14 protein-coding genes are annotated in these 15,804 nt (G+C 50.1%); 8 read left to right on the forward strand and 6 right to left on the reverse strand.

What is annotated here, in order from left to right; translation table 11 throughout:
• Positions 1–252: 252 nt before the first annotated feature.
• Positions 253–1,368 (reverse strand): DMT family transporter, encoded by a 1,116-nt coding sequence (locus tag LKK83_RS20995; protein ID WP_324633284.1) that lies wholly within the window; start codon positions 1,366–1,368, stop codon positions 253–255.
• 459 nt (positions 1,369–1,827) lie between these two features.
• Here LKK83_RS20995 and sppA point away from each other — a divergent pair, with 459 nt between their 5' ends.
• The 3 genes from sppA (at position 1,828) to LKK83_RS21010 (ending at position 3,286) form a co-directional block, all read left to right on the forward strand.
• Entirely contained in the window at positions 1,828–2,643 is an 816-nt protein-coding gene (gene sppA / locus LKK83_RS21000; protein WP_324633285.1) for a signal peptide peptidase SppA, read from the forward strand.
• 83 nt (positions 2,644–2,726) lie between these two features.
• Positions 2,727–3,131 carry a chorismate mutase gene (gene aroH, locus LKK83_RS21005; protein ID WP_442957350.1) on the forward strand — a complete coding sequence of 135 codons (405 nt, stop codon included), beginning with the start codon at positions 2,727–2,729 and terminating at the stop codon, positions 3,129–3,131.
• Complete coding sequence (locus tag LKK83_RS21010) at positions 3,128–3,286, forward strand: hypothetical protein (RefSeq protein WP_324633286.1); 159 nt, start codon at positions 3,128–3,130, stop codon at positions 3,284–3,286. Before aroH ends, LKK83_RS21010 begins: the two co-directional genes overlap by 4 nt.
• Before the next feature lie 94 nt (positions 3,287–3,380).
• On the opposite strand, the gene crtR is transcribed toward LKK83_RS21010, so the two are convergent.
• On the reverse strand, positions 3,381–4,286 hold the full coding sequence (gene crtR / locus LKK83_RS21015) for a beta-carotene hydroxylase (protein WP_324633287.1): 906 nt from the start codon (positions 4,284–4,286) through the stop codon (positions 3,381–3,383).
• 260 nt (positions 4,287–4,546) lie between these two features.
• Here crtR and pyk point away from each other — a divergent pair, with 260 nt between their 5' ends.
• Together pyk and LKK83_RS21025 are read left to right on the forward strand one after the other, a co-directional pair.
• A complete protein-coding gene (gene pyk / locus LKK83_RS21020) occupies positions 4,547–6,328 on the forward strand; it encodes a pyruvate kinase (RefSeq protein WP_324633288.1) in 1,782 nt (593 codons plus the stop codon).
• A 318-nt stretch (positions 6,329–6,646) separates the two neighbouring features.
• On the forward strand, positions 6,647–6,874 hold the full coding sequence (locus tag LKK83_RS21025; protein ID WP_324633289.1) for a hypothetical protein: 228 nt from the start codon (positions 6,647–6,649) through the stop codon (positions 6,872–6,874).
• A gap of 200 nt (positions 6,875–7,074) precedes the next feature.
• On the opposite strand, the gene LKK83_RS21030 is transcribed toward LKK83_RS21025, so the two are convergent.
• Together LKK83_RS21030 and LKK83_RS21035 are read right to left on the reverse strand one after the other, a co-directional pair.
• Positions 7,075–9,027 (reverse strand): CocE/NonD family hydrolase, encoded by a 1,953-nt coding sequence (locus LKK83_RS21030; RefSeq protein WP_324633290.1) that lies wholly within the window; start codon positions 9,025–9,027, stop codon positions 7,075–7,077.
• Between the two features lie 407 nt (positions 9,028–9,434).
• Positions 9,435–10,430 (reverse strand): DMT family transporter, encoded by a 996-nt coding sequence (locus tag LKK83_RS21035; RefSeq protein ID WP_324633291.1) that lies wholly within the window; start codon positions 10,428–10,430, stop codon positions 9,435–9,437.
• A gap of 267 nt (positions 10,431–10,697) precedes the next feature.
• Between LKK83_RS21035 and LKK83_RS21040 the strand changes: the two genes are divergently transcribed.
• Positions 10,698–12,023: an MFS transporter gene (locus LKK83_RS21040; protein ID WP_324633292.1), complete on the forward strand. Its 1,326-nt coding sequence runs from the start codon at positions 10,698–10,700 to the stop codon at positions 12,021–12,023.
• A gap of 290 nt (positions 12,024–12,313) precedes the next feature.
• Here the strand turns inward: LKK83_RS21040 and LKK83_RS21045 are convergent, their stop codons facing one another.
• A complete protein-coding gene (locus LKK83_RS21045; RefSeq protein WP_324633293.1) occupies positions 12,314–12,634 on the reverse strand; it encodes a DUF2973 domain-containing protein in 321 nt (106 codons plus the stop codon).
• A 158-nt stretch (positions 12,635–12,792) separates the two neighbouring features.
• The gene (locus tag LKK83_RS21050; RefSeq protein WP_324633294.1) at positions 12,793–13,110 is read right to left on the reverse strand and encodes a DUF2605 domain-containing protein; all 318 of its coding nucleotides are present in this window, start codon (positions 13,108–13,110) and stop codon (positions 12,793–12,795) included.
• A 561-nt stretch (positions 13,111–13,671) separates the two neighbouring features.
• Between LKK83_RS21050 and thrS the strand changes: the two genes are divergently transcribed.
• Both thrS and LKK83_RS21060 read left to right on the forward strand, forming a co-directional pair.
• The gene (gene thrS, locus LKK83_RS21055; protein WP_324633295.1) at positions 13,672–15,498 is read left to right on the forward strand and encodes a threonine--tRNA ligase; all 1,827 of its coding nucleotides are present in this window, start codon (positions 13,672–13,674) and stop codon (positions 15,496–15,498) included.
• Positions 15,499–15,631: 133 nt separating this feature from the next.
• Positions 15,632–15,804: DUF4058 family protein (locus tag LKK83_RS21060; protein WP_324633297.1), on the forward strand; the 173-nt coding region annotated here is incomplete at its 3' end.

Below are 15,804 nucleotides of genomic sequence, written 5' to 3' on the forward strand. Positions count from 1 at the left end.
TTTAGGCTGGTCAGGTGGTTAGAAGTACAAGCCCCTGGCTTTAGACATGGGGTTGGTTTCTACGGAGTCCCTGACATGATTAGGGGTGGGAAATCGAAACCTTGGGGTTCTATGACACTATGACCACTAGCTAGCCCATTGCTTTCCGAGAGTGAAGCCTCGGCGCGCTCGGCTATAACCCCCTTGATAACATACAGATAGCCCCTGTAGGAGATTACCCATTGGTGGGGAGTGCCTTTGCGATCGCGCGGATTAAACCCATTCCGATTCTGACTCGGCGACGCGAACTTCCACCGGGAACTCCATTGATGGGCGATCGCCGGATTGCAAGGGTTTTTTGACCGCGTTAGAGGCAGCCTGCTGTTCGCTGCTGGCTCTGGGATTAGCGCACAAGCCGAGTTTTTCCCCCAGGGTAGCCCAGGTTAGGGAAGAGAGTTGTTCTCGCCGATTGATGAGGTAGATGCTGACCAGAGTCAGGAAAACGCCGATCCACTGCAATGGAGACAGGGTTTCCGACAATAAGAGGTTGCCAAAGAGCAAAGCAAAGACGGGGGTCAGAAACGTCAGGGCGCTGAGGCTGGTGAGGTTGCCCCGCGAGGCGAAGTAGAAGAATAGACCATAAGCGACGGCTGAGCCAAACACGGTGGAATATGCCAAAGCCATCGAGCCAGTTAGATCTAGATTAACCCATTGCTCAGATTCAGCGATCGCCGAGAGCATCCATAACGGCAATCCGCCGAGAATCATGTGCCAGCCGGTGGCGACCACCGGATCGGCGTGACGAGAGACAAAGCGCACCATTACCGTGCCTCCCGCCATCGACAGCGCCGCCAACAGCATCAACCATTCGCCATTTTGGAAGAGGGTGGCGAAGTTGGGAGAAATCGCCGAAATTTGGCCGTGGAGGAGGGAAAGAATCCAGGCATCGGGCAAACCGATGAGACTGATGCCGAGAATACCGAGGGTCAAACCGATTGCGCCCCACTTGCCAATGATTTCGCCAAAGAGCCACGCACTGAGCAAAGCGACAGCGAGGGGTTGCGAGTCGATCATGACCGACCCCAAGCCGGCATCGGTGCGGACTAAGCCTTCAGATAAGAAGCCTTGAAACATCACGCCATCGACTAAGGCAAACAAGGCGATCCACAGCCATGCCTTGGGGGTGCGCGGTTGAGGGCGTCCTTGCATGGCGGCGAAAGCCAGGAGCAATACCCCTGCCGGCACCAAACGCACCCCAGCCATAAATAGAGCGGTGGTGTTAGGGATCGCGGCTTTCATGGCGACCATTGCGGTGCCCCAGAAGAAAAAAGGGGCGATGGTCAACCAGGGGAAAAATGGGTTTTGAGAATCTGTTGATTTTAATTGCATTAGCTTTTGCGAAGTTTTGAGCGATTGTCGCCCCTAGGGTTGCAGTGCTTCGTGCTGGGGGAGGGGCGTTGATGATTAAGATTTATTGCTTAATTGTACTAAATTATGTATTTTTGTTAAGAGGCAGACGCCAACCGAGCGGGAGGGAGGCGTCAGAGGGTGGCTGGGGTTTTCTGCAGGTGGGGACAGTCCGCAGGAAACGGGAAACGGATGATGGCGCGGGAAACCGAACCGTTGCGATCGCCCAAGTGGGTCAGAATCGAAGACAATGGAAAGGGGTGAGGGATCGATTCTGACCGCCAAGCACAACGATGACCGAAGTGGGAGACATGCGCCGGGGGCAACAAGCCCCTGGGACGATCGCCAACGCCGCCTGCTGTGGGAGGTGGCCCCACCCCGGTTGACCGCCAGCTCCTCGCCGCAACCTAACTCATTGACTAACAGATTGCCTAACTGCCCATGATTTGGCCTTTTAAGAAGTTTCGCAAGAAAATTGCGCGGATTGAAATTAACGGCTTGATTGCCGGAAGCACGCGCAAAAAGATACTCGACGCTTTAAAAACCGTAGAAGAGCGAAAATTTCCCGCCTTATTGTTACGGATTGACAGTCCTGGCGGTACGGTGGGAGATTCCCAAGAAATCTATAGCGCCTTGAAACGGTTGAGCGAAAAAATCAACATCGTCGCCAGTTTCGGGAATATTTCCGCCTCTGGGGGAGTGTACGTCGGCATGGGTGCCCCGCATATCGTTGCCAACCCCGGAACCATTACGGGCAGCATCGGCGTGATTCTGCGCGGGAATAACTTAGAACGACTCCTGGACAAAATTGGCGTTTCGTTCAAAGTCATCAAGTCTGGCCCATACAAAGATATTTTGGGATTTGACCGAGAACTCAGCGACCCGGAAAAAGACATTTTGCAACAGATGATCGATACCAGTTACATGCAATTTGTCCAAACCGTAGCCGAAGCGCGCAATTTAGAGGTAGACCGGGTACGTTCTTTTGCAGACGGGCGGATTTTTACCGGGCAGCAAGCTTTAGAATTGGGGGTTATCGATCGCTTGGGGACCGAAGAAGAGGCGCGTCGCTGGGCCGCTGAACTGGCAGGTCTTGACCCGGATAAAACCGAGTGTTACACCTTAGAAGAACGCAAACCCCTGTTAAGTCGCTTAGTGGGCGGCACGCAGCTTGCTCCTACAGTGTCCGGGGGTATGAATTGGCTAGAATTTGAGCTATCTCATAGCGGACAGCCCCTGTGGCTTTATCGACCGTAATGAGATACTTGTTATTTGTTATTGGTTGTTGGTTAGTTGCACAGATTTAACAAATAACCAATAACCAAAAACGAACGACAACAATGGAGGATTTTGGCGTGGAGTGGAGAGTTAGGGCGATTCGTGGGGCAACCACGGCGGCGGAAAATTCGGCTTGTGCGATCGCAGAAGCGGTCACGGAACTGTTAGACGAACTCGAACAGCGCAATCAGTTAGATCCAGAGCAGATTATCAGTGCCACCTTTTCCGTGACCCGGGACTTGGATGCTATTTTTCCGGCGGCGATCGCCCGCCAACGTCCCCGCTGGGAAAACGTGCCGTTGTTGGACGTGCAGCACATGCACGTCCAAGGAGATCTAGAGCGCTGCATTCGGTTTTTAATACAGGTCAACCTTCCCGCGAACCATATCCAGATTCATCATCCCTATCTGCGTCATGCGAAAAATCTCAGACCGGATTGGAGTTTCAGCCCCGCCGGGGAGAGATGACCCACCCGTCATGGGAAACCCGGGTCGAACCACCGGGAGGGGCGATCGCTCGCATCCGGAAGCATCGGCTTTACCGGGAGTTTCCAGAAGGCGGGACAGCCCTCTTCCCTGGGCAAGGTTGTCCGATCGCGGCGATCGCGAATCAAACTTCATAGCAGATAGGGGTGGCTGCAATACCCCTATCCCCATGAATAATGCGTGGCTTACAGATTGGCGGCAACAATCTGGAATCAAATGAGCCATTGTTTATCAAACATTTTCCAGTTTCTTATCCGCCTTGTGACCGTGATGGAAGCGAATCCCCAGAACGATGTCATAAAGGAAACTCCAAAAACTCTTGCCTTCCAACAGACCCAAAGACAGGGGAGACCCCTTGGCCTCGAGCAGCGGTTGGGTTTCCCGATAGGCGCGCTGGTAGTAGTACCAAGGGACAGAAGGCCATAGATGGTGAACCAGGTGGTAATTCTGACCCAAAATCAGGATATTGAGAATTGGACTGGGATAGACCCGGGCATTTTTCCAGCGATCGCGATCGGTAAACGGACGGTGGGGCAAATAATCAAAAAACAACCCCAGGGCCAGACCGACCACCAAAGCGGGGGAGAACCAGAAATTGAGAATGTAGCCCAGAAAGCCGTACTGACAGGCCACAAACACTACAGTGGCCACAAACAACCGACTCAAAAACCACTCGATCAACTCGTATTTGCGCCACAGACGTCGTTTAAAGAAAAACACCTCGTGGTAGAAAAAGCGAGCCGCAATCAGCCACAGGGGTCCGCCAGTGGAGACAAAATGGTCCGGATCGTTATCCGGATCGTTGACATTAGCGTGATGCTGCATGTGAACCCGGGTAAACACGGGAAACGCAAACCCCAACATCAGGGCACTGCCGTGACCTAAAATAGCATTCATCAGTTTGTCTCGGTGCGCCACATTATGACAGGCATCGTGAATCACCGTGCCGGACATATGCAGGGCAACCACATTGATAAAAAAGCAGCACCATCCAGGCCACTGCAGACACCAGTAACCTACGGTAGATAGCACCACCAAGGCGAGTGCGGCAAAAAACATCAGTAAGGTCGGATTGAAATCGCCCGGAGGTCCGAGCAATTCTTTGGGCACCGTTTTCGGCGGCATCGCCTCGGGCATTGTCGTCTTTACTCCTTTCAACGAATCCTCGCATAATGTACGATAGGCATTTATCAATATAAAGTTTTGTGAATCCACCAGTCTAATGATGCCGATTGATATAACGACTATTTATCAATTTCCCACTAAATGGTAAAGTAGCTGCAACCCTACCTTGGGAAAACGCAGTCAACGGCTATGCCTGCGTCACATCGGCGATCGCTCGTCAAAAATTACCACCCTCCTTGGGCTAGTAATTCTACCACCCTCATTTTCCGTTCATGCAATTGCAAAAATTTCTGCGTCGGACAAAGATTGTCGCTACGATTGGCCCCGCTACCAGTAAGCCAGAGATTCTGCGCGAGTTGATAGAAGCGGGTGCGACGACGCTGCGACTGAATTTTTCTCACGGCACCCACGAAGACCATCAGCGCAACATTCGCCTGATCCGCCAAACCTCGTTTGAACTCAATCAGCCCGTGGGGATTTTACAAGACCTGCAAGGGCCGAAAATTCGTCTGGGACGGTTCGAACAGGGGTCGATTTACCTAGAAAAAGGCGATCGCTTCATTTTGACCAGTCGTCAAGTCCCTGGCGATCGCCATATGTCGAGCGTCACTTACGAACCTCTGGCCGATGAAGTTCCCGAAGGAGCCACTATCCTCCTGGACGATGGCCGGGTGGAAATGCGCGTGGAAAAAATCGATCGCGCGGCGAAAGAACTCCACTGCGTCACCATCATCGGCGGTACCCTCTCCAACAGCAAGGGGGTCAACTTCCCCGGGGTTTATCTCTCGGTGACAGCCCTCACGGAAAAAGACCGGGAAGATTTACTCTTCGGTCTGGACCAAGGGGTAGACTGGGTGGCTCTCAGTTTCGTTCGCAACCCCCAAGATATCCTGGAAATCAAAGAACTCATTTCCTCTACCGGCAAGCACGTGCCGGTGATTGCCAAAATCGAAAAACACGAAGCGGTGGAGCAAATGGAGGCGATTTTGCCGTTATGCGATGGCATTATGGTCGCCCGAGGAGACCTGGGGGTGGAAATTCCCGCTGAAGAAGTTCCGATCGTCCAAAAAGATCTGATTGTCACCTGCAACCGTCTGGGAATTCCGGTGATTACCGCTACCCAAATGCTTGACAGCATGGTGAATAGCCCCCGGGCAACTCGGGCGGAAATTTCTGATGTGGCTAATGCTATTCTCGATGGCACCGATGCGGTGATGCTCTCCAATGAAACCGCTGTGGGCAAGTTCCCGGTGGAAGCGGTGGGTACGATGGCTCGCATTGCCTGTCGCATCGAACACGACCAAGCGATCGGTCAAGGGTTGGTTCGCGATCGCAATCGTTCCATTCCCAATGCCATCTCTCAAGCAGTGGTTAACATTGCCTCACAGCTCGACTCTGCCGCAATTATGACCCTGACTAAAAGCGGGGCCACCGCACGCAATGTCTCTAAATTCCGCCCCCAAACTCCGATTCTGGCGATTACTCCTCATGTGGATGTGGCGCGACAGCTTCAACTGGTCTGGGGCGTAAAACCTCTGTTGGTGTTGGATTTGCCCTCTACCGGTCAAACCTTCCAAGCGGCTATTAATGTGGCCCTGGAAAAGGAATTGCTCTCGGAAGGCGATTTGGTGGTAATGACCGCCGGGACTCTCCAAGGGGTTTCTGGCTCTACGGATTTGATTAAAGTTGAAGTGGTCACCGCCGTACTCGGTAAAGGCATCGGCCTCGGTCAAGGATCGGTGAGCGGTCGCGCCCGCGTTGCACAATCGGCGATGGAAATTGGCAACTTCAGTCCCGGGGAAATCCTGGTGGCCCCCCGTACCAGCGCCGATTTTGTGGATGCCATCCGCAAAGCCTCGGGGGTGATTACTGAGGAGGATAGCCTCACCTCTCATGCGGCTGTGATCGGCCTGCGCTTGGGGGTTCCGGTGATTGTCGGTGTCGAAAATGCTACCCGCCTGATTCGCGAAGGGGCAATTCTGACGATGGATATGGAACGCGGTTTGGTTTACTCGGGCGCTATCTCTCCCACGGATACCCTGCTAACTCCTTAACCGACCCCGGGAGAATGAAGAATTTAGAATTCATAACTCACAAGTTAACTATTCTCAATTTCCTCAATTCTCCCCCCCCTGCCCCTTCAGATGTACTGCCAAGGTACTGAATTTTTATTACGAAGAAATCGCTCATTCTTCCATAAAATAGGAGTTTTCGGGAGTGGAACTGGGCAAATCACCTGCAATCGCACTTAAAAAATTAATCTAATTGGCCGAATTGGTCTTAAAATATCAACTAACATCAACCCCGATTGAGCGTGGAACAAGCGCTATATCAACCAACACCCACTCACCAGATGACATAACTAGACAGCAATGCCGAAAGAGCACTTTAATCTGAATCTATCAAAGAGCCTGATTAACGCACTCAATGCCAAAGCGAAAGCAGATGGCCTAACTAAGGATGAAATGATTATCAACGCGATCGCTGAGTACGTTGACTATACCCCACTCGCCCCCAATGCGGCTTTGGAAAAGCGCTTGGTCACGATCGAAACCCGGATTGCGAGGTTGGAGGCATCAATGGGGGAATTAGTCGCCTGACTGGCGTCCCCACCAGTCAGGCGCTTCCTCCTCTCAACCAACTTCAACTGGCTAGACGCTTCGGGATTAACCCCTCTAGCGTCTCGCGTCAGAAAAGTAAGCCGAATTTCTCGATCTGGAGTCAGGAAAAAGACCCGGATGGCATTAGTTGGATTTATAAAAAGGGGAAATTTCACCCGCAACAGTAAAAGCTCTCTAGCTTACCATACTGAAGTAAATTTGTCAAGCTTGGGAGCAGGCGATCGCTCCTCGGCGGGTTCGCTCATCACCGGCAACTCAATATGGGATGGGTAAACTCGGTTGCGTTGCACCGCAATCTCTGGGGTACCCTCCGCAGGATATCGCGCAAAGGTGTCGGCATCATGGCCGGCGATCGCCACTCGCAGTCGATGTCCTTTCTCGATCGCCACTGAGGTGGGAAATAAATCAAACCTCAGTTCCATCACCTCTCCCTCCTCTTGACTCATCCCATCTTGTCCCTGAAACGAATGATAGGGGCCAAATATCCAATAGGGTGGCTCCTCATTCGAGACCTTGCGGTGCATCGCTCTCAACTGCCCCTCGGTGAGATAAAACACCTCGCCATAGGGGTTCACATCTTCTAAATACAGGTAAAACGCCCCATCGGTGGCCGTGGAACTGACGTAAAGCGTCACCACCGGATGCCCGGTAATTTCCATGTCTTTCGTTAGGGGCGCACTGGTGTAGGTGAGGAGTTTGCGATCCGCTGCGGCGCGATCGCCGTAAATCACATCCTTACCCCCCGCTTGGGTATGCCACCGATTATTCGTCCCCGTGGTGGCCTCGAAATTCACCCGGTAATTATCTGCCGCCTTCTGTTCAGTGGGTTTGTCCAATCTTAACTGGTTATCTGCCCCAAAATACCAGCGCTGCTTCACAATTCCCTCTGGCGGCCAAACTTTGGTGGTTTTCCACTTCTCCTCCCCCATCGTGTAATACTCGATTTCAGACTCCATCGGCCCAGGATCCGGGTTATCTTTCAAATAGCGATCGAAAAACGCTACCATCCCATCGATTTGTTCCGACAGGGGCGGATCCTCGGACATGTCCACCGGTTGATAGGGACTCGCATCCCGATTCCCCCCGTGGTTCCACGGCCCGATCGCTACTTTTTGCGGATTGCTCAAGGTCAAAAACCGACTCAGGGCACCATTGGCAGTGCCGGCATCCATCCAACTCGCCGCCGTCAACATCGGCACCTGCGATCGCTCGATCGCTTCTTTAAACGCATAGGGACTGAAATCCGCGATCGTCGCCCCACTCTCCCCAAATTCATCGTCCCGATAGGTAATTTGCTGCGCCGCTTCATACATATCCTCATTCTCCCGATGCTCTCGAATCGCCGCATTTAGCAATTTCGCCTCCGTGTCCCCATCCACCGGTTTGACCCCGGTAATTATCGCTTTCAATCCTTCACAAGTCTCCCCTTTGAACTCCTCCATCAAACACACAAAATCTTGGTCATTGGCATCGAGCATTTTGCTGTTTTCACTCCACTGCCGCACGAACCATTCGTTAAAAATACCCCCCGGAAATACCAGTTGCGTGTAAGGGTCAAAATCATTAAACCTCGGCGCGATCGCTTTCACTGCCGGATGATTCAATATCCCTAAAAACTCCGTAGCATTTCCCCCATACGAAATTCCATAACTTCCCACCTTCCCATTCGACCACGGTTGCTCGATAATCCAATCCACAATCTCTCCATAATCTTGGATTTCTTCCGCAGACCACGGATGCGGTTGCGTCCCAAATGACGCACCGCTACCGCGCACATCCACCAGAACCAACCCATACCCCTCCTGATTGGCAATCGTCGCTTCTTGATAATTCGGATCGAACTGCAGCGGCGACCCCATAAATCCAATCGAACGCCAATACCGATCCAACCGCATTAATGCCGGAATTTTCTCCCCCTCACCCAGATTCTCCGGCAACCATACATCGATCGCAATTTTCACCCCATCTCGCATGGTCACATAAAGCGCCTGGTTTCTCGGATAAACCCCGGATGCCTCTTCTCCTACTGCCATCCCCTGGGAGAAAAATGGCAAATTTACCACCGCTTCTCTGGCGGTGGAACTCCCAACAAATAATGTCAGTACCAGCGTTAAACTAAATAACCCTGTCAATAAAATCCACCGAATTCTATACCGTGGGGTTCGATGTTTCCCGGTTGATTTCTCTTGGCACTTGCTACCCATACTTTTATCCGATTTAAACCTTAACAACCTGAAAAAATTTAAGCCACCTATCCGATTCAACCTTGAATCCCCCATCTCAGGACACCTACCCCATCAGCATCCCATCGGCTCGTTTCTCGATTTTAGCAACGAAAAATGACTTAATTTTCCCAACATACAGTCATTTACAATCTCTGGCGCGCTCTACCATAGGTCAGTAACCAGGTAATTTCATCTCTCTACAAAACCCGCTATATTTTTATAATTTTACTCGTCTTTTATCGTTAAATCCACCTACTTTTACTGTCAAAAAATAAACTTTGACTGCCAACTAAAAATCGAAAAAATCTGCATAATTAATGAAAATGAGCCGTTTTTTTCTGCACTCCAATTTGATTTAAAATGATGCCGAGGATAATAATGCTGCCGCCAATGTATTGAGGCAATGTAGGCACTTCGCCTAAAATCAAATAGGCGGCTAATATGCCGGCGATCGGGCTAAAAGAACTCGCCAGAGACACATCCGATGCCCCAGTTTTTTTTAACCCTTGAAACCAACAGAGTTGACCGCCCACCACAATGAGCGCGCCATACAAAATCATCCACTGCCACACAAAGGGGGCAAAAACATCCATAAAATGACTCGGACCAAACAGTTTAAACACAATGACGAAAAATACCACCAGTCCGGTTCCGGTGCGAAAAATAGTAAAAATTGCTAGGGAAATTTGCCGCAGCTTCACTTTACTGATAACCGTGGATACGGCTAACGAAATCGCTCCCCCGGCGGCCATCAATTCTCCTTTTCCCAGATTAAAGCCCATTCCCATTTCTAGCATTTTTTCTCCCGGTTCGGGAATCAGGAGGGTCAAAATTACCCCAATAAATGAAAAAACTGCCCCCGCCACCACCCAGGGATTGACTCGTTCTCGCAATATCAACACGGACAAGGCTAAAATTAAAGGCGGCTCGATGCGTCCGATTAATATCACGTTATTAACCATTGTCAAGTCCAGGGCCATAAAGGTTAAAGCGGGCGCTAACGCACCGGAAAGCAACGCAACGCCCGACAAACCCACCCAATCACTCCAGGACAATTGTCGCAGGGTTTGCGGCGTCCATTGTTTCCCGTAGATTAAGATTAAAACTAAAACGGCGCAGAGATTGCCGGCGAATAAAACGTTGCAAAAGGAAATGGGATTTCTGCCGTCAATTAAATGGTTTGCGCCCAATTCGGTTAACTTTCGCAACACGGAATTTGCCGTAGCAAAAATTACGATCGCGAGCAGTAAATAAGTGCGTCCCGGGATTTTGCAGAATAAATTCGATATTTGTGCAGCAATTGGTAGCATATTGCTCCAGGGTATAGTGTAGGAGGTTGATAGTTTGGGGTTTCCCTCTCTGGAGGGGGAACGATCTAGATTTGGGTGCAGACGATCGCCATAAAATTTGCCTGAACCTCAATAATAGCCTCGGCGATCGCATTCCATTCATGTTATTTTTTTTGCAAATGCCTTGAGAGAAAATTACCCATTGCATGAACCTTGATTGAATCGTCTGGTTCCGGACTCGTGACGCTTCTAGTTTAGAATAGACCAATCTATCTGCAAACAGAGACTATGTTCGACAATAACAAGCAAATTTTGGGCTGGGTGATGTATGACTGGGCCAACTCTGCTTATGTCACCACCGTGGTGGTTGCCCTTTTACCCCCCTATTTTGCCGCTGCGATCGCCCCAGAGGGCATTACTATCGGTTCGCAAACATTCACCCCCACTTCTATCTGGGGATTCATGGTCAGCTTTTCGGCATTTTTTGTCTTTATTTGCGCCCCAGTTTTGGGGGCAATTTCTGACTTTTCTGCTGCCAAGAAAAAGTTTATGATGGCTTGCTGCTACGGCGGCAGTTTGGCCACAGTTTTACTGTTTTTTTCTCGCTCTGGCGATATCCTCTGGACGATGGTTTTGTTTATTATCGCCCAGATTGGTTTTGTGGCAGCTAATATTTTTTACGATGCTTTTTTGCCGCAAATTACTTCTGAGGATAAAATCGACTGGGTGTCGGGTCAAGGCTTTGCTTTTGGCTATGTAGGCGGCGGACTTCAGCTTGCTTTATCCCTCGGTTTAGTCGCGGGACATGAATGGGTGGGGATTTCTACAGAACAAGCCGTCCGAATCGCGATCGCAATGGCCGGTTTGTGGTGGGGTGGATTTTCTCTGATTACCTTTGCCTATTTAAAAGAAGAACCGCCCCTGGAATCTTTACCGGAAGAATATCGTCATTTACCCCCCTGGCTAGCCTATACCAAAGTCGGCATTACTCGCACGGTAGTGACCCTAAGAAAAGTGGGACGCTTTCAGCATTTATTGCGATTTTTAATTGCCTATTTGCTCTACAACAATGGCATCCAAACCGTGGTGGCAATGGCCACCATTTATGGCAAGGAAGAAATTAATCTTTCTAACACGCAATTGATGTTAACCCTGCTATTCATTCAATTTGTCAGCGTTTTTGGGGCGATAGGGTTTGGCAAACTGGCGGAAAAAGTGACGGCGAAAAAAGCTTTAATGATTAGTTTGCTTGGTTGGTCAGTTGTGGTGATTTATGCCTACTTTTTGACTACGGCGATCGAATATTTTATTATGGGTGCTGTGGTCGGTATCGTGCAGGGCGGTTCCCAAGCACTCAGTCGTTCTTTCTATGGCGCAATGATTCCCATCCACGCTTCCGCAGAATTTTATGGCTTTTATTCGGTATTCAATAAAGGTTCGTCCATTCTCGGGCCGCTGTCCTTTTCTCTGATTGGATTGTTTACGGGAAGCAACCGGGTGGCAATTCTTTCGGTTATCGTGTTTTTTGTCACGGGATTGGTGTTGCTTTATTTGGTGGATGTGGAGAAAGCGAAAGAAGCCAAAAATTCGCCGATGTTTGGCGGTGGGGGGTAGATTCGTGAAGGGGGAATTTCTCTGGCATCTAGAGGAATCCCTCTCAACAGAATGACTCCGCTTAGTTGGACTTTTTTTGCCCAGGCGCGATTGCAATTACCCGCTTTGTTGGTTTTTTGATGGCCACCACACATGCTGTTGTCAATCTCCATGACAATTGGATGAGAAATTTTCCCCAAAAACATCAAAGCCGGTGAACGAATGTCGTTACCGGCAGGGAGCATTTTTTTGGGGTTCAAACTTTAGATGCGCCAAGGGTGGAGAATCTAAAATTTTTCCTTTGCAATTGATTAGGTTTGGTCGCTATTTTCCGGAGAATTACCGGGAGAAGAATCGTAAAGGGCGTCTAAGCGTTCTCGCGCATCATCCACCGTCATGGATTTCATTACCATCAGGGGTTCGTTGACAATTTTGCCCGAAGCATCGAGCAATTCGGGGTGGGGAGTGCGGCGATTGTACTGCGCCAGGGGAGAATTGGGCGCGCCTTGATTCCATCTTGCGGGGGGATAGTTTCTCGACTCGCTACTGAGGGTGACTAAAGAACGAATCAAATTTCCCACCGCCAAAAATGCGAGGACGGTAAAAGCTAAAATGTAAAGCAGGTGCAACATAACGAGAACCTCCGGGGCAGTTAGCCAAATGTGTAATTTGATTTGATTTAAACAAAATTTTTTGTTAAATTGTCAAGACAATGCGCCGATCGCGCCTTGACTTGCAATTTAATTTAATATTTGGGGTCGCTTTTTTCAACTGTGACCCCTGCCGATCGCTAGACTGAATTCTCCCTGCGAAACCGCATCGATACTTGCCAGCATTCGGTCAGCAGCTTGTGCCAAGGCATCAATACTTCCATTTCTACCCCCGCTTGACCATCGGTGACTTTCAGTAGCATCTGGGCCGTGCTGACTTCTTGCTGGGCGGTTTGCAACCGGGACACCAAGTCCGCTTGCCCGTCCCGTCCTAAAAAGGAGATGTCCTCATTTTCCAGCAATGTCAGCGATCGGGCAAACCAATACTGGAAATCTTCTAAAAGTGGCTCCAGCACGGTCTTCAGCAAGTTTGGGTCTGGGAGATTTGGATTTAGCATACTTGAAAATTCGGTAACAAAGCTAGGCTAATTTTAACTTACTTTACAAATCGTAACATTTTGCGGCATTTTTTTCAAGCTTTTGCCCCGAGAAAAGGCAGCGTAGCAACAAAAACCTGGGGAAAGTCCATCACAGACAGCAAGCGCCATCAGGAGGCGATCGCCACATCCGCCCCCACTTCTAGCCGGTCAATTCCATCCCAATTCAACCCCATGACCCTTGACATTTACCCAAAAATATGGTAATAATCTCGTTTTACAGAATCGGTCTGGGAACCCATAGAGGAGGCGCAACCTCCGACTCCAGAAACAGCAACAACCGCTTTGCGCGCCAGCAACGCCAGCAAAACCCTGCCAAGTGGGCAATTAAGAATTAAGAATAAAGAATCGAGAACAAATAATTGATGGAGCATTGCTCAAATACCGCGATCGCCAATTTCCCCAAACCCAAGCGCGATCGCTTTTCAAACCTTTTCTGTAAAATAAGTCCCCAAAAAAGCAAACGAACCTTTAAAATAAAAAGAACAACAAACAAGAACCAACCATTAAAAGAAACAGCCGATGCCTAACTCTTCTCCTGCGTCCGAAGTACAAGCAGACAAAATCCATTTACCGCGTACCAGCGAATCGGAAAAACTGAAAAAGATTCGCCACACCGCCTCCCACGTAATGGCGATGGCGGTGCAAAAGCTTTTCCCCAAAGCCCAAGTCACCATCGGGCCTTGGATTGACTATGGCTTCTATTACGACTTTGACCTTCCCGATCCCTTCACGGAAAAGGATCTCAAAGCCATCAAAAAAGAGATGATTAAAATCATCAATCGCAAACTGCCCGTGATTCGCGAACAAGTCAGTCGCGAAGAAGCCGAAAAACGAATAAAAGAAATCCAAGAACCCTACAAACTCGAAATCCTAGCCGATATCAAAGAGGATCCGATTACCATCTACCATCTCGGCGAAGAATGGTGGGATTTATGTGCCGGTCCGCACTTAGAAAGCACTGCCGAACTGCACCCGAAGGCGATCGACCTCGAAAGCGTCGCCGGCGCTTACTGGCGCGGAGATTCCGCCAAACAACAGCTACAGCGCATTTACGGGACCGCTTGGGAAACCCCAGAGCAACTGCAAGAATATAAGCGCCGCAAAGAAGAAGCCCTCAAACGCGATCACCGCAAACTGGGGAAAGAATTGGGATTGTTTGTCTTTTCCGACCCCGTAGGACCGGGATTGCCCTTGTGGACGCCGAAAGGGACGGTGTTGCGGAGTCTGCTGGAAGATTTCCTCAAACAAGAACAAGTCAAGCGCGGGTATCTCGGTGTCGTCACCCCTCATATTGCCAGAATCGACCTGTTTAAAACCTCGGGACACTGGCAAAAATATCAAGAAGATATGTTCCCGATGATGGCAGAAGATCCCGACGCCGCTGCAGACGAACGGGGATTTGTCCTCAAACCGATGAACTGCCCGTTTCATATCCAAATTTATAAAAGCGAGTTGCGCTCTTACCGCGATTTACCCCTGCGAATGGCAGAATTCGGTACCGTCTACCGCTACGAACAATCTGGCGAACTCGGCGGTTTAACCCGGGTGCGCGGGTTTACCGTGGATGACTCTCACCTGTTTGTTACCCCGGACCAACTCGAGGCCGAATTCCTGAATGTGGTGGATTTAATCCTGTCGGTCTTTCAGAGTTTGCAACTGAAAAATTTCCAAGCTAGGTTGAGTTTCCGCGATCCGGAATCGGATAAATATATCGGGTCGGACGAGGCATGGAATAAGGCCGAAAATGCCATCCGTCACGCGGTGGAACAGTTGGGAATGGAGTCATTTGAAGCCCCGGGAGAAGCGGCATTTTATGGCCCGAAACTCGACTTTATTTTCCGGGATGCACTCGATCGCGAATGGCAGTTGGGAACAGTTCAGGTGGACTACAATTTGCCAGAACGGTTTGAATTAGAATATGTGGCCGAAGATGGTACCCGCAAACGTCCGGTGATGATTCACCGCGCGCCATTTGGTTCCCTGGAACGCTTGATCGGGATTTTGATTGAAGAATATGCCGGGGATTTCCCCTTCTGGTTAGCGCCAATTCAAGCGCGATTGCTGCCGGTTAGCGATGAGTTTTTGCCCTTTGCTAAAGAGGTGGCCAATCAAATGCGGGGGGCGGGAATTCGCGCCGAAGCGGATACCAGTGGGGAACGTCTGGGCAAGTTAATTCGCACGGCGGAAAAACAAAAAATTCCCGTGATGGCGGTTGTTGGTGCTAAAGAAGCAGAGTCGCAAACTCTCAGCATTCGCACCCGCGCGGGCGGTGAATTGGGAGCGATGCCCGTCACCGAAGCGGTGGAAAAAATGGCAAAAGCAAACCGCGATCGCGTTAATTTCTAATCGGGCGATCGCTCATACCCTGGTGACTAGAAGTAGAGTAGGGTGGGTTGGCTCTCCACAGCTAAAGAGTTATGTGGAAACCTTTAGGCAATGCCTACCCTACATATCGTTTTTTCAATGAGGAATTTACCCCATGCCTTCACCCTTTCCGGGAATGAATCCCTATTTAGAACAGCCGGATTTTTGGCCGGAAGTTCATCACTTGCTAATTAGCTTACTTCTAGAATCGTTAGTGCCTCAACTGCGCCCCAAATATCGGGTGGCGATTGAAAAGCGGGTGTATGAAATGGCGGGAAATGATAGCTT

The organism is Phormidium sp. CCY1219, from assembly GCF_035615515.1.
Taxonomy (GTDB): domain Bacteria; phylum Cyanobacteriota; class Cyanobacteriia; order Cyanobacteriales; family Laspinemataceae; genus CCY1219.

Coding starts and splice junctions, on each gene's coding strand:
- LKK83_RS20995 (WP_324633284.1), bottom strand. CDS start 1,368: ATGCAATTAAAATCAACAGATTCTCAAAACCCATTTTTCCCCTGGTTG.
- sppA (WP_324633285.1), top strand. CDS start 1,828: ATGATTTGGCCTTTTAAGAAGTTTCGCAAGAAAATTGCGCGGATTGAA.
- aroH (WP_442957350.1), top strand. CDS start 2,727: ATGGAGGATTTTGGCGTGGAGTGGAGAGTTAGGGCGATTCGTGGGGCA.
- LKK83_RS21010 (WP_324633286.1), top strand. CDS start 3,128: ATGACCCACCCGTCATGGGAAACCCGGGTCGAACCACCGGGAGGGGCG.
- crtR (WP_324633287.1), bottom strand. CDS start 4,286: ATGCCCGAGGCGATGCCGCCGAAAACGGTGCCCAAAGAATTGCTCGGA.
- pyk (WP_324633288.1), top strand. CDS start 4,547: ATGCAATTGCAAAAATTTCTGCGTCGGACAAAGATTGTCGCTACGATT.
- LKK83_RS21025 (WP_324633289.1), top strand. CDS start 6,647: ATGCCGAAAGAGCACTTTAATCTGAATCTATCAAAGAGCCTGATTAAC.
- LKK83_RS21035 (WP_324633291.1), bottom strand. CDS start 10,430: ATGCTACCAATTGCTGCACAAATATCGAATTTATTCTGCAAAATCCCG.
- LKK83_RS21040 (WP_324633292.1), top strand. CDS start 10,698: ATGTTCGACAATAACAAGCAAATTTTGGGCTGGGTGATGTATGACTGG.
- LKK83_RS21045 (WP_324633293.1), bottom strand. CDS start 12,634: ATGTTGCACCTGCTTTACATTTTAGCTTTTACCGTCCTCGCATTTTTG.
- LKK83_RS21050 (WP_324633294.1), bottom strand. CDS start 13,110: ATGCTAAATCCAAATCTCCCAGACCCAAACTTGCTGAAGACCGTGCTG.
- thrS (WP_324633295.1), top strand. CDS start 13,672: ATGCCTAACTCTTCTCCTGCGTCCGAAGTACAAGCAGACAAAATCCAT.